This is a genomic window from Corynebacterium haematomassiliense (genome assembly GCF_013978595.1).
Classification (GTDB): domain Bacteria; phylum Actinomycetota; class Actinomycetes; order Mycobacteriales; family Mycobacteriaceae; genus Corynebacterium; species Corynebacterium lehmanniae.
Map to the genome: position 1 here is coordinate 680469 of NZ_JACDTZ010000001.1, position 12831 is coordinate 693299.

The window sequence follows — 12831 nt, forward strand, 5'->3', positions numbered from 1 at the left end:
CTACCTCCTCCGTTTGGGATGCTCGCGCGACCGCCGCTCCAGCTCCCTGCGACGGCTCGGCTGCGGCCTGTCTGAGGGCCATAACGGCTGCAGCATATGCCAGTCCGTCGGATGGGCGGCGATGTTTTCTGCAAACTGGTCGGCCACCCGCTGCGCCGTGTCCTCGAGCGTTGCCGCCTCCACCGGGGCGGAGATACTGAAGCCCCAGCCGGGATTGCGCCACGTGCCCGTGAACCAGGAGTGGGCCACAAGCAGCGTCGCGCCGGTGTCCCGCGCTAGCTTGGCCGGGCCCGCCGGAAAAGTCGTTTCCTCGCCGAAGAACGTCACCGGCACCCCGTGGCGCGAGAAGTCCCGCTCCCCCAGCAGGCACACGATCCCGCCGTCTAACAGCACTTCCTTCAGCCGCTCGAACGGGGGCTGCTCGCCCCCTGTCAGCGGCACCACCTCGAAGCCGAGCGACTCCCGGAACTTAACGAAGGCGTCAAACAGCGCTTCGGGCTCGAGCCGTTCGGCGACGGTGGTGAACCCTCCATAGTTTTCAGCCAGCCACGTTCCCGCCATGTCCCAGTTGCCGGTGTGCGGCAGCGTGAGCACGACGCCTTTGACGCGCGCCACGGCGGCGTCGAGGTGTTCGCGGCCGACCACCCCGGCAGAAAGCGCAGCGTTCAACCCCGGGTCGCCCACCATTCGCGGCAGGCGGAAGGCCTCCAGCCAGTAGCGCGCGTAGGAGCGCGTAGCGTCGCGCACCAACTCCCGCGTGACGTTTTCCGGCCCCACCACGCGGGTGAGGTTGCGCCGCAGCATCTCCATGCCCGCGCCGTCGCCAGAGGCCCGGTCAGCGGCCCACTGCGCGGCCCGCGCGGTCAGTCGCTGCGGAAGCGCGCCGACGATTATCCAGCCGGCGATGTAGCCCGCGGCGACAATTCGCTCCCGCACGGAAGCCATTTACGCTCCCGCCGGCGGCGCAATCTTCGCGTCCGCTCCCCTGTCGCGCCCGGCGAACATCAGGCGCTGGACCACAGTGATCACGGACCCGATCAGCAGGATCCACAGCGAAACCACCACGGCGTTTGGCACGCCGAAGCCTTCTAGCGCGATGCCGCCGAGGCCCAGGATCAACCGTTCAGGGCGTTCGATCAGGCCGCCGACGATCTTCAACCCGCCGGCCTCGCCGCGCGCCTTGATGTAGCTGATCGTCTGCGAGAGCACGATGACCGCCAGGCACACCGCCACGTTGACGGGCGCGGCGTCCGCGACGTAGATCAGCCACATCGCGATCGCGCCGAACAGCGCGCCGTCGGTAAGCCTGTCGCAGCTCGCGTCTAGCGTCGCGCCGAATGCGGTGCCCCCGCCGCGCAGTCTGGCCATCGTGCCGTCGACCATGTCGAAGGCGGCGAAGAGCAGGCTGAGCACCGCCGCCCACACCAGGTGGCCGGTGGGGATGAGCACCATCGCTGTCAGCATGGTCAGCACGGTGCCCGCAACAGTTGTTGCGTTCGGCGTCAGTCCGATCTTCAGCAGCCCCTTCGCCACCGGCTCAACCACCACAGTGGCGGGTTTGCGTCCATGCACGCTAAGCATCGCGTTCACCTGCTTCCATCTCGTGGACTTCGCGCCAGCCTTCGGCAAGCAGCGCCCGTGTTTCCCGCAGCAGTTGCGGCAGCACCTTGGTGCCGCCGATGACGGTCATGAAGTTCGCGTCGCCCGCCCAGCGCGGCACCACGTGCAGGTGCAGGTGGTCGCCCACCGACCCGCCCGAGGCCTTGCCCAGGTTGAGCCCGACGTTGATCGCCTCCGGCTTAGACACTCGCTTGAGTGTTTTCACCGCATGCTTCGCAAACGCCATCAGCTCGGCTGTCTCCGCGTCGGTGAGTTCTTCCAGCTCAGCGACCTTGCGGTACGGCACCACCATCAGGTGCCCGGCGTTGTACGGGTACAGGTTGCACACCGCGTACACCGTCTCCCCGCGCGCGACGATCAGGCCGTCCTCGTCGCTCATCTCCGGGATGTCGAGGAAGGGATCGCCTGTGCTTCTCGACGATCCTTCGGCCTCCCCCGTCTCCTCCCCCGCCGGCATCTGGGTGATGTAGCTGGAGCGGTACGGTGCCCACAGACGGGCAAGTCGGTCCGGGTCGCCCACGCCGGTATCGACGTAGGTCTCCCCGTTAGTTGCCGGCTGCAACGGTGTCCTCGCTCGGTTGGTCGTTGCGCTTGGCGGTGATCCAGTCCGTGATCAGCTCGACCGCGCGATCGACCGGCACGCCGTTGATCTGGCTGCCGTCGAGGAAGCGGAAGCTCACCGCGTTCGCCTCCACGTCGCGCTCGCCGGCGAGGAGCATGAACGGCACCTTGGAGGTGGTGTGGGTGCGGATCTTCTTCTGCATGCGGTCGTCCGAGTGGTCCACCTCGGCGCGGATGCCGCGCTCGCGCAGAGCACCGATGACACCGTCGAGGTGGTCCGCAAACGCGTCGGCCACCGGAATGCCCACCACCTGGTGCGGCGCCAGCCAGGCCGGGAAAGCGCCGGCGTAGTGCTCGAGCAGCACGCCGAAGAATCGCTCGATGGAGCCGAAGAGTGCGCGGTGGATCATCACCGGGCGCTTCTTCGAGCCGTCCGAGGCGGTGTACGTCAGGTCGAAGCGCTCGGGCAGGTTGAAGTCCAGCTGCACCGTGGACATCTGCCAGGTGCGGCCGATGGCGTCGCGCGCCTGCACGGAAATCTTCGGGCCGTAGAACGCGGCGCCCGCCGGGTCCGGAACGAGCTCCAGGCCGGACTTCTTCGCCACGGATTCCAGGATGCTGGTGGAGCGCTCCCAGATCTCGTCGTCGCCGATGTACTTGTTCGGGTCCTTGGTGGAAAGCTCCAGGTAGAAGTCGTCCAGTCCGTAGTCCTGCAGCAGGGAGATGATGAACTCCAGCACGCTGGTCAGCTCTTCTTCGAGCTGCTCCTCGGTGCAGTAAATGTGGGCGTCGTCCTGCGTGAAGCCGCGGGCGCGGGTCAGGCCGTGGACCACACCGGACTTCTCGTAGCGGTAGACGGTGCCGAACTCGAACAGGCGCAGCGGCAGCTCGCGGTAAGAACGCCCGCGCGAGTCGAAGATGAGGTTGTGCATCGGGCAGTTCATCGGCTTGGTGTAGTAGTCCACCGGCTGCTTGGTCACGTTGCCGTCTTCGTCGACCTCGCCATCGAGCTTCATCGGCGGGAACATGCCGTCGGCGTACCAGTCCAGGTGGCCCGACTTCTTAAACAGGTCGCCCTTGGTCACGTGGGGGGTGTTGACAAAGGAGTAGCCGGCGGCGACGTGGCGCTCGCGCGAGTGCTGCTCCATGGTCATGCGCACGATGCCGCCGTCCGGGTGGAACACCGGCAGGCCGGAACCGACCTCGTCCGGGAAGGAGAACAGGTCCAGCTCGTTGCCCAGGCGGCGGTGGTCGCGCTTTTCCGCCTCCTCGAGCATGGTCATGTACTCTTCGAGCTTTTCCTTGGACTCCCAAGCGGTGCCGTAGACGCGCTGCAGGCCGGCGTTGTTCTGGTCGCCGCGCCAATAGGCGGCGGACGAGCGGGTCAGCGCGAACGCCGGGATGTACTTCGTGGTGGGCACGTGCGGGCCGCGGCACAGGTCGTGCCACTCCACCTCGTTCGTACGCGGGTTGACGTTGTCGTAGTGCGTCAGCTCTCCGGCGCCGACCTCGGTGGCCTCGTCGGAGTCAGGGTCGACGTTGCCCTTGTCGTTGATCAGCTCGAGCTTGTACGGCTCGTCCTTGAGGTCTTCCGCGGCCTCCTCCGCGGAGGCGTAGACGCCGCGGACGAACTTCTGGCCCTGCTTGATGATCTTCTTCATGCGCTTTTCCAGCGTCTTCAGATCGTCGGGCGTGAACGGCTCCGCAACGTCGAAGTCGTAGTAGAAGCCGTCGTTGATGGCCGGACCGATGCCCAGCTTGGTGCCGGGAAACTCGGCCTGCACGGCCTGGGCGAGCACGTGGGCGCAGGAGTGGCGGATCACGGAGCGGCCGAGCTCAGTGTTTGCCGGCACCGGTGTGAACGTCGCGGTGGCCTCGGGGACGTGCGAGAGGTCTTTCAGCTCGCCCGCTTCGTCCTGGACGCACACGACGGCGTCCTCCCCTTTGTTCGGCAGGTTCAGCTCCCGCATGGCGGCGCCGACGGCGGTGCCGGCGGGAACCTCGAACGGTGCGAACTCGACTGCTGCTTCGGTAGACATATCTGTCGTGCGCTCCTTTGCGCGTCACTGGGCTGCGTCATACCTGGACGCCGCCCATCTTCTACGTTCTCTCCCGACGGCGCAGGTGGCGCGCCGGACGCCAGGGATTCTACCCCCGGGTGCCCGAAAGTACTGTTTCGCCCCAGTACGCGTCGCCGCGTGCCTCCCCACCGGGCTCCCGTGTGCCCGGCGGGATCCAGTACACAGCGGACCCGATGTGCGTGGTCCACTCGTTGAGCCGGTCCACCTCCAACAGTCGTTGCAGCACAGGCGTGAACTGCACGTCCGGGTCCTGTTGGTAGGCCAAGAAGATCAGGCCTGCGTCAGACAGCTCGCCGGGCGCCGGCGGCAGCGAGTAGTTGTACGGTCTGCGCAAGAACTTCTGCTCCGGGTGGTCCGCAGGCGGCATGGCGCGCGCCATGTGGGAGTTCTTGTCGATGACGGGCAGCCCGTATTCGTCCAACGCCTCCATGTCCGGCGCATCGAACTCGTCTTCGCCGGTCAGCGGAGCGCCGTCGGAAAGCTTTCGCCCCACTGCAACCTCGCGGGAGGTGCGGTCCAGCCGCTCCCAGTCGTCGAGGTCCATCGCGATGCGGCGCACCACGAGCGACGACGAGCCGTCGTCCGCGAAGACCTGCTCGGCGTACTCCTCGTCCGTGCGCGGGTTGACCGTGCCGTCCACCTGGCCGAAGAGGTTGCGCGGCGTCTGGCCTTTGGGGATGGAGCCGAACGCGTGCATGAACCCCTGCTGCAGCCAGGCGGTTTCCACGTAGTCCATGCCGGCGCGTGACATGTGGCGCAGCGCCCAGGCGCACATCACCGGGTCGTCGGAGCAGATCTGCAGCACCAGATCGGTCTGGCCCCATTCCGGCCGCAGCTCTTCGCGCGGCATCGCGGGGATGTCGTGCAGCCACTTCGGCTTGGCTTCCGGCGCCGCAAGATCAAAGATGCGCTCGCCGAACCCGCAGGTGATGGTGAGGTTGGCGGGCCACTGCACCATCTCCGGCTCCAAGCTGGACAGAGGGTTGCGGCCGACGGTCAGCTCGCGGGCGTCCTCCGTCCACAGGCGCATCAGCCTGACGACGCCCGCAGCGTCCACCCCATCCCTGAGGTTGAACCCGACCAGGTTGAGCGACGCCTGCGTCGGCGTCTGGATGCCAGCCTGGTGCGCGCCGTCGAAGGCGACGGATGCCTCCGTCAGCGGTTCGGTGTTCGGATCGGAGTTGCTCGGCTCGTTGTCGCACCCTGCAAGCAGCATGCCTGTCGACGCCACCCCGGCCACACCAGCCGTCCCCGCCAAAAACCCCCGCCGGCTCACACCCGGCATGACGCATCCTCCTCTAGTGCTTGTGTTCAGCGTGGTCGGCATGCTCGGCGTGGTCGGCGTGCTCGCCGAGGTCGCCGTAGCTTTCGTCGCCAGACAGCATGGTGCGCACGGCAACATCGGACACGGTCGCGGTCGCGCCGCCTTCCAGCAGCAGGGTCACATCGATGGTGTCGCCTGCCTCGATGGCCGGCGCGTAGCCCATCACCATGAAGTGGTCGCCGCCCGGTGCCAGCTCGTGGGTGCCGCCCGCGGGGATGTCGAAACCGCCGTCCTTTTGACGCATCATCCCGTCGACAACCTCGTGGATCTGGTAGTCCGCCTCGCCGAGCGAGGTGGTGAATCCCACCACAGTGATGTCTTTGTCAGTGTTGTTGTGCAGGGTGCCGAAGATAGAGGTCATGTCGCTGCCATCTGCGGCATCCTTCGCGGCTTTAGCCCGGACAGCTCCGCTTTCCAACGTGACCGCGTTACCCGTCAGGTCCGCGGCCGGGGCAGTGCTCGCGGAATTGCCGGTGGGATCCTCCGAGGCAGCTTCGTCGCTGCAGCCGGCAAGCACCAGAGCGGCCGCCGCGGTGAGGGCGGCAATTCGCTTGTTCACGGGCATCGCCTACTTCTGCGTATCCGGGTCGGCTTCGGAGATTCGGCGGCTCTTGGCCAGCGCACCGAAGCCGGCACCGGCGACGACCAGCACGCCCGCCAGCGCGAGCAGCACCTTCATGGTGGTGCTCATGCCGTCTGCCGCGTCAACGACCGGATCCTTGCTCGCGTCCGCGGTCGCCTCGCCAGACGGGTTGAAGCTGAACGAGGTCATCCCCTTCGTCGAGTGACCGTCGGAGGACACGATCTGGTAGCCGACCTTGTAGTCGCCCGCCTGCGCATCCAGGTCTGCCGGAAGGTCGAGGGTGACAAACCGGCCGTCGATCTCTGGCTCGCCCGAGTAGACAACCTCGGACTGCCCGTTGACCTCGCGGGAAAGCGCCACAGTGTTGAAGCCGTCCTGGATCTCCCCGGAAAACTCGAGCGTCACAGCATCGGGGAACTCGCTGACCACACTTTTGTCCTCAGGGTCCGAGCCAATCACGGAATCGTGTGCGAAAGCCGGAGCTGCCGCAACCAACGTCGCAGTGGCCGCTGCGGCAGCGACCGCGCCACCTCGTGTGAATGCTGCCGGGATGAGCATGGTGCCTCCTCAAATAGAACCAACGCGCCGACTGGCGCTAAGAGCACTAGTCGTATCCAGATCCACGTTAGTTCCCGTCACACCCGCCCCAAAACTATGAACCGGGCAACCCAACCCAAACGACGATATCGGCGATTACCGTCGAGGCCGAGACGCGACCTGGGCTTTTCCACGGGCCGGACCCGCAAATGCCGATATCGTCGTTTAGTGGGCAAACGCAAAGCGCCCCAGGCTGTTTCCAACCTGGGGCTTTCTCTGTGGTCCTAGCTGGGATCGAACCAGCGACCTTTCCGGTGTGAACGGAACGCTCTTCCACTGAGCCATAGGACCGAACGAGGAATGAGATTACACGCCGCACCCGAAAGTACCGAATCGGCTGGTCATTGGCGGTAACAGGGATTGCCGACAGCGGGGGCGTCGACAAGCGAATGCACCGCGGGCCAAATTGCACCAACGTAATTCACGCTTATCCCCCTCAAAATGGCCGTGACATGGCGATTTGTAACAGCGGGCGGTATGCGGATAAGGTTTGTTCTCGCGTTCAACGCGGACAGCGCGGAACGCATGCGGATGTAGCGCAGTTGGTAGCGCATCACCTTGCCAAGGTGAGGGTCGCGAGTTCGAGTCTCGTCATCCGCTCCAGTTCCCCAGAGGAACATGGGCGCGATTAGCTCAGCGGTAGAGCACTACCTCGACACGGTAGGGGTCACTGGTTCGATCCCAGTATCGCGCACAGAGGGTTTACGCCCTCGTCAACTGAATAGCAATGCGGATGTAGCGCAGTTGGTAGCGCATCACCTTGCCAAGGTGAGGGTCGCGAGTTCGAGTCTCGTCATCCGCTCCAAGTACTTCGGGGTTTAAAGCCGAATACTTCGGAGGTAACTCCACGGTGGATTGGTCGAGTGGTTAGGCAACGGTCTGCAAAACCGTGTACACGGGTTCGATTCCCGTATCCACCTCCAAGCTGCAATAGCCTTGCGCGATTAGCTCAGCGGTAGAGCACTACCTCGACACGGTAGGGGTCACTGGTTCGATCCCAGTATCGCGCACAGAGGGTTTACGCCCTCGTCAACTGAATAGCAATGCGGATGTAGCGCAGTTGGTAGCGCATCACCTTGCCAAGGTGAGGGTCGCGAGTTCGAGTCTCGTCATCCGCTCCATTTCAACAAAAAGGGGTCCACCCTCTCGGTGGGCCCCTTTTTGCTATTCGCGCTCCCCTGCCTCCAAGCGTTGCAGATACAGCCGGGCAACGGTGAAACCCAGCGGCTCGTCCAGCGGCGACGAGTACGTGCGCTGCCCGAAGTCGCGCGCAAGCTGGCGGCGGGCGGCATCCACAATGGCGCCAACGAGCCCGGAGGACACCTGCATCGGGTTCTTCGGCGCGAACGCCACTTCTTCCGGCACTCCCCGATCCACCGCGAGCTTGCGGAAGATGTACTTGTCGTGGCCACTATCATCGGGCTGCACCAGCGACGGGTGGATGCGCTGTGCGAGCTCAACCGCCGCGTGGGTCTGCCAGATCTGGACGTGCCGCTCGGGATCCTCCAAGAGCCGCTCGTAGAAGTCCGGCACAAAACGTTCGCGCTTGAAGCTCTTAGCGACGTTTGCCCGCAGCGCCGCATCCCACGCGTCCACGAGGCTCTCCCCCGCCGCGGGAGCCACCGTGTGCCCGCCCATGAACAGCGCGTCGGCCCCGGCTCCGGAAAGCAGTACGCCTTCGGCGCCGTGGTCGTGCGAAGCGCCGTCGATAGCCTTCAGCACGGCACCCGCCGAGATCTCCCACGGCTCCGGGAACTCGAGAGCCCGCACGACCCGCGCGAGAAGCCGCTCAAACTCTTCGTCGGTGGGGCGAACAATCACGTGCTCGAGGCCGCATTGCTTTGCGACGGCTGCCGCCCTCCCCACTTCCTGGTCCTCCGTGTGCTGGCTGTAGGTCACGGCCAACGTGCCCGGCGCGACCTCGGCCACGTAGGTGGCCAGCAGGATGGAATCGATGCCGCCGGAGAGTTGGAGCACGGGCCGCCCCGCGTTGCGGGCGACGGCGGCGGTGACGCGTGCGCGGAGGTAGTGGTCAATCGCGGCGGACGCTTCGCCGGCGTCCGAGATGTCGTAGGGCCCCTTCTTGAGCTGCTGTTCGTCTGCAACGTATTCGAGCGCTGCCCCAGTGATGTCGTGCATAGCTACGGTGTCCTTTCGCGGTAGCCGTCGGAAAGCTGCGTACCGGTGCGTCGTTGCTCGCCGGAGGCGCTATCTAGGAACGGTGCCAGCTGATAGTTGGTGTTTCTCATCCGCTCGATGTCGCGCTCAAGCTCGCTGATCCGCTGCTGGAGCTCGGCTGTCTTTCGTGGGCGCCGTAGCGAGAATTTCTGGGGCTTCGTGCGGACCTCTTTGGGTCCCTCGCGGCCTTCGCGCACCCGGAATACGGTGTTGCGCACCAAGAGGAAGAAACCGACCATGATGAACGCCATCATGCCGATCAATCCGATGCGTTCGAAAGTGGAGATGCTGTCGATGCCCAGCACGCTGATGTTGGTGATCAATAACCCCATCAGTGCAGCGAACAAGGACAGCACTTCCACGGATTTCCACACCAGCTGGTTCGACTCTGACTCGAGCTGGCGAGACAGTGCCTGTACTTTCTCGTCCACGGAAGCTACCTGCCGCTCGACGGCACTGCGGATGGCCGTTTGCACCTGCCACTCGGTGGAGACCAGCAGCCGGTAGTTCTTGTACTCCTCGTGCCGGGCAAGCTGTTGCGGGTCCAGTACCCGGATTGCCATGTCGAGGGATTCCACGGCGCGCCGGTAGCAGTAGTTCTGGTCTTCCAACAGCGTCGGGTCGGCTCTGAGTGTCTGCTCCAGTTCGAGCGCTTGGGTCGCGGTCGGCCCAGTTTCGAAATCCCACTGCGTTGCCGCGGCGATTCTGCGGTAGGCCTCCCCCATCCGGTAGTACGCGTTGCCGTCCTTGGGGTCCGACTTGACCAGGGATTCAGCCAGAATCAGCATCTCCACCCCGTAGAAGCGGAACGGAAACAGCCACAGGCCGTGCAGCAGGAGGTGGCGAAGCTTGACCGGCACACGGTCCAGGTGCCGCGAGAGGTTCGTCGGACTTTCCGGGTCTAGGCCGATGGAGGAAAAGAGCTCGGACGGGACAATCCGCTTGCCGGCGCTAAGTTGCGCAAACGTGAGGTAGATGCCGTTGAGGTCGTACGGACCGACCTGCAGTGGAGCGTCGTCTGCGCGGCTGAGCACTTCAAAAATGCCGTCGTAGTTGAAGTCGAACCTGTACAGCTGCAGCTCAATCAGCGCAGTTGCCAAATACAGCAGGCGCGGTTGCTCCACACTGCGGTGTCGACGTACGCGCTGCGGCTCGTGCGCCCCAAGTCCCCGCTCCCGGGCTTGCCAACAAACGTCGGTGACCATATTCAAGAACGGCTCGAACCAGACCATCTCAGTTGCTCTGTCCGCAGTCGACGCGAACGCGGCCTGCGCGGATGCCGCGAGGTTGTCTTTCCAGTGGCTTGTATCCGAGCGGTCGAACAGGAGCGAATAGAACTCGGATGCTTCCGAGTCCGCAATCCAGCCATTCCGTGCAGCGACGGCTGCCGCGTCGAGGTCAAAATGGTTTCCGGTAGGTTGCACAACATCCCCTTCAACAGACTGGAAGCAAGTGTAATGAACGAGCGACCTCAATCCCTTGATCCGGAACTTCTCATCGGTCCGGTTAAGCCGCCCGGAACGCGAGAGACTCGCCTTATGGGAATCGCGGCGCTGACCGGAGCTGCCGCAAGCAAGGGAACTTCTTCCGGCTTGGGCAACGACACCGATTTCGCGCTGCTGAACGCACTGCGCATCTGGTCAGATGCGGTGCTCGTCGGTGCCGAGACCGCGCGCAAAGAGAACTACTTCGGCGTGCGTACCACCGCACAGCAGCGCGAGGCTCGGCGCGGACGGGGACAAGCGGAAGTTCCGCCGATTGTCGTGGTGACCAAGAGCCTGAAGTTCGACACTGCAACGCAGCTGTTTACGGACACACGTACGCCGCCGTTGTTCGCTGTACCCGCAAGCGTTCTGGGCGATACGGAGGTGTCTGAACGCGCGCGGGAGATCGAGCAGGCGGGTGGCGTGATTGTGCCCGTGGAGGGCGAAGACGTCTCCGCAGTCGTGGCCGCACTGCACGCTCGGGGGTTCGCCCGCATCGTCTGCGAGGGCGGCCCCAGCTTAAACACCCAACTCATCGGTGCCAGCGAAGTAGATGTATTCCACTACACCGTCAGCCCGCGCGCGGTGCAGCCGTCTGAACTACGCCTGTTCGGTGAAGCAGACACACCTTCAGACCACGCTTTCATCCTCGAGGCGGCGCACGCCACAAGCGACTCCGTGCTCTTCCTGCGCTACCGGAGCGTGCGCGAAGGGTAGCCGCACCGTGGCAGGTACGGTTAGGCGCGTGATTGCTACCCCACCGCCTCGAAGCGCCCCCGAAGAGCCTGCACCGGGTTCGACTGCAGTGCAGGCCCAGCCCGCCGACGAGCGCGCGGGCCTCGCGCCCGCGATCGCCGCTGCCGCCTGGCCTGTCGCGGTGCTTCTGGTGCTCCACCGGCTGTTCATCCTCGCGCGCGCGGGCTCGGTGACGGACGACTTCACCACCGTGTGGTCCGCAGCGCGCCGTTTTGTGGAACGCGTCCCCGTGTACAACGAGGTCTACAGCCACGTCAATCCGCACTACCTGTACAACCCGGGCGCGACCCTGCTGCTGTCGCCGCTGGGGCTGATTTCCGACATAAACCTGGCCCGTCCGCTGTTCATCGCCGTCAACGCCGCGTGCATCATCGCCGCTTTAGCGTGGCTGACCAAGCTTGCAGGCCGCCCGCTTTCCGGGCCGACGTTTCCCGTCGCCGTTGCGCTGGCGTTTTGCACCGAAGCCGTGACCAACACGCTGGTGTTTTCCAACATCAACGGCATACTCCTGCTCGCGCTGGTGGCCTTTATCGCGCTCTTGCTTGCCCGCCGCGACATCGCCGCCGGTGTGGTACTGGGGTTGGCTATCTTGGTCAAGCCGATGTTCGCTCCGCTGCTGGTGCTGCCGCTGCTGCAGCTGCGCTGGCGCCCCGCGCTCGGCGCTATCGGCGTCCCGGTGGTGATGAACCTCATCGCGTGGCCGTTCACGCCCGGCGCCCGCGACTACCTCGACGTGGTGGTGCCGTATCTGAAGGTCACGCGCGACTATGCCAACTCTTCCCTGTCCGGTTTCGCCGTCTATTTCGGCATGCCCCGCTGGGCCCATGCGCTGCTGTTCCTCCTCCTCGCCGCTGCGGTCGCCGGAGCGGTGCTCGGTCTTGTGCGTGTGCGCCACAGCCAGGAGCTGCTGTATCTGGCCGTTGGCTCCGGGGTGCTGCTCGCGGGAGTGTGCCTGTTGTCCTCCCTGGGCCAGGCGTACTACTCCATGATGCTGTTTCCCGCCCTGTTTACGGTCTTCCACCCGGACAGCCCGCTGCGCAGCTGGCCCGCTTGGCTCGGCGCCGCGCTGTGCCTGTCCCCCTTGAATTGGTCCAGCCCACTGCACCCGTTGACCGGCAGCTGGCTCAACACCTTCTTGCCCACTGCCGGGTGGGCCGTGTTTATTGTCGCGTGTGCGGCGTGGGTATTGTTGAGGCCAACCTTGCGGCGCACTCCGACGGAAAGGATTCGGCGATGACGGATTTCAAGGACTTTACCGACGCGCAGTGGCGCGAGAAGCTCACGGCCGAGGAGTACCACGTCCTGCGGGAGGCTGGCACCGAGCGTCCGGGCATCGGCGAGTACACGGACACCACCACCGAGGGTGTGTACCGCTGCCGCGCGTGCGGCGCTGAGCTGTTCCGCTCCACTGAGAAGTTTGACGCCCACTGCGGCTGGCCCGCGTTCTTCTCCCCGCTGGCGGGCGACGCCATCATCGAGCGCGAGGACACCTCCCTCGGCATGGTGCGCACTGAGGTGCTGTGCGCGAACTGTCACTCCCACCTGGGCCACGTGTTCGCCGGCGAGGGTTTCGACACCCCCACCGACCTGCGCTACTGCATCAACTCGATCTCGCTGACGCTCGACGAAGCATAGAAAAGGCGCCGT

12 protein-coding genes and 7 tRNA genes are annotated in these 12831 nt (G+C 65.0%); 9 read left to right on the forward strand and 10 right to left on the reverse strand.

What is annotated here, in order from left to right:
• The 8 genes from H0193_RS03270 to H0193_RS03305 all read right to left on the reverse strand — a co-directional run bounded on the left by H0193_RS03270 (position 1) and on the right by H0193_RS03305 (position 7057).
• Entirely contained in the window at positions 1-945 is a 945-nt protein-coding gene (locus H0193_RS03270; protein WP_181888539.1) for a phosphatidylinositol mannoside acyltransferase, read from the reverse strand.
• A complete protein-coding gene (pgsA, locus tag H0193_RS03275; RefSeq protein WP_181888540.1) occupies positions 946-1581 on the reverse strand; it encodes a phosphatidylinositol phosphate synthase in 636 nt (211 codons plus the stop codon).
• A complete protein-coding gene (locus H0193_RS03280; protein WP_236883403.1) occupies positions 1574-2182 on the reverse strand; it encodes an ATP adenylyltransferase in 609 nt (202 codons plus the stop codon). The genes pgsA and H0193_RS03280 overlap by 8 nt, the downstream gene beginning before the upstream one ends.
• Positions 2166-4220 carry a threonine--tRNA ligase gene (gene thrS, locus H0193_RS03285; RefSeq protein ID WP_181888541.1) on the reverse strand — a complete coding sequence of 685 codons (2055 nt, stop codon included), beginning with the start codon at positions 4218-4220 and terminating at the stop codon, positions 2166-2168. The genes H0193_RS03280 and thrS overlap by 17 nt, the downstream gene beginning before the upstream one ends.
• Before the next feature lie 109 nt (positions 4221-4329).
• Positions 4330-5547 (reverse strand): Dyp-type peroxidase, encoded by a 1218-nt coding sequence (locus H0193_RS03290; RefSeq protein WP_181888542.1) that lies wholly within the window; start codon positions 5545-5547, stop codon positions 4330-4332.
• Positions 5548-5560: 13 nt separating this feature from the next.
• Positions 5561-6145: a copper chaperone PCu(A)C gene (locus H0193_RS03295; RefSeq protein WP_269509625.1), complete on the reverse strand. Its 585-nt coding sequence runs from the start codon at positions 6143-6145 to the stop codon at positions 5561-5563.
• 9 nt (positions 6146-6154) lie between these two features.
• Positions 6155-6727: a copper resistance CopC family protein gene (locus H0193_RS03300; protein WP_181888544.1), complete on the reverse strand. Its 573-nt coding sequence runs from the start codon at positions 6725-6727 to the stop codon at positions 6155-6157.
• Positions 6728-6985: 258 nt separating this feature from the next.
• Positions 6986-7057 (reverse strand) — tRNA-Val (locus tag H0193_RS03305).
• A 236-nt stretch (positions 7058-7293) separates the two neighbouring features.
• Here H0193_RS03305 and H0193_RS03310 point away from each other — a divergent pair.
• The 6 genes from H0193_RS03310 to H0193_RS03335 all read left to right on the forward strand — a co-directional run bounded on the left by H0193_RS03310 (position 7294) and on the right by H0193_RS03335 (position 7887).
• Positions 7294-7369: transfer RNA gene (locus H0193_RS03310), tRNA-Gly, on the forward strand.
• 19 nt (positions 7370-7388) lie between these two features.
• Positions 7389-7460: transfer RNA gene (locus tag H0193_RS03315), tRNA-Val, on the forward strand.
• Positions 7461-7495: 35 nt separating this feature from the next.
• A tRNA-Gly gene (locus H0193_RS03320) sits at positions 7496-7571 on the forward strand.
• Positions 7572-7615: 44 nt separating this feature from the next.
• Positions 7616-7689, forward strand: a tRNA-Cys gene (locus H0193_RS03325).
• A gap of 15 nt (positions 7690-7704) precedes the next feature.
• Positions 7705-7776 (forward strand) — tRNA-Val (locus tag H0193_RS03330).
• Positions 7777-7811: 35 nt separating this feature from the next.
• Positions 7812-7887: transfer RNA gene (locus H0193_RS03335), tRNA-Gly, on the forward strand.
• Between the two features lie 43 nt (positions 7888-7930).
• On the opposite strand, the gene H0193_RS03340 is transcribed toward H0193_RS03335, so the two are convergent.
• Both H0193_RS03340 and H0193_RS03345 read right to left on the reverse strand, forming a co-directional pair.
• Positions 7931-8905, reverse strand: a complete 975-nt coding sequence (locus tag H0193_RS03340) for an asparagine synthase C-terminal domain-containing protein (protein ID WP_181888545.1) — start codon at positions 8903-8905, stop codon at positions 7931-7933.
• A gap of 2 nt (positions 8906-8907) precedes the next feature.
• The gene (locus H0193_RS03345; RefSeq protein WP_181888546.1) at positions 8908-10368 is read right to left on the reverse strand and encodes a hypothetical protein; all 1461 of its coding nucleotides are present in this window, start codon (positions 10366-10368) and stop codon (positions 8908-8910) included.
• A 33-nt stretch (positions 10369-10401) separates the two neighbouring features.
• Between H0193_RS03345 and H0193_RS03350 the strand changes: the two genes are divergently transcribed.
• The 3 genes from H0193_RS03350 to msrB are packed head-to-tail and all read left to right on the forward strand — an operon-like array spanning position 10402 to position 12819.
• Complete coding sequence (locus H0193_RS03350; protein ID WP_181888547.1) at positions 10402-11145, forward strand: pyrimidine reductase family protein; 744 nt, start codon at positions 10402-10404, stop codon at positions 11143-11145.
• 28 nt (positions 11146-11173) lie between these two features.
• The gene (locus H0193_RS03355; protein WP_338026581.1) at positions 11174-12421 is read left to right on the forward strand and encodes a glycosyltransferase family 87 protein; all 1248 of its coding nucleotides are present in this window, start codon (positions 11174-11176) and stop codon (positions 12419-12421) included.
• The gene (gene msrB / locus H0193_RS03360; RefSeq protein ID WP_181888548.1) at positions 12418-12819 is read left to right on the forward strand and encodes a peptide-methionine (R)-S-oxide reductase MsrB; all 402 of its coding nucleotides are present in this window, start codon (positions 12418-12420) and stop codon (positions 12817-12819) included. Before H0193_RS03355 ends, msrB begins: the two co-directional genes overlap by 4 nt.
• Positions 12820-12831 lie beyond the last annotated feature (12 nt).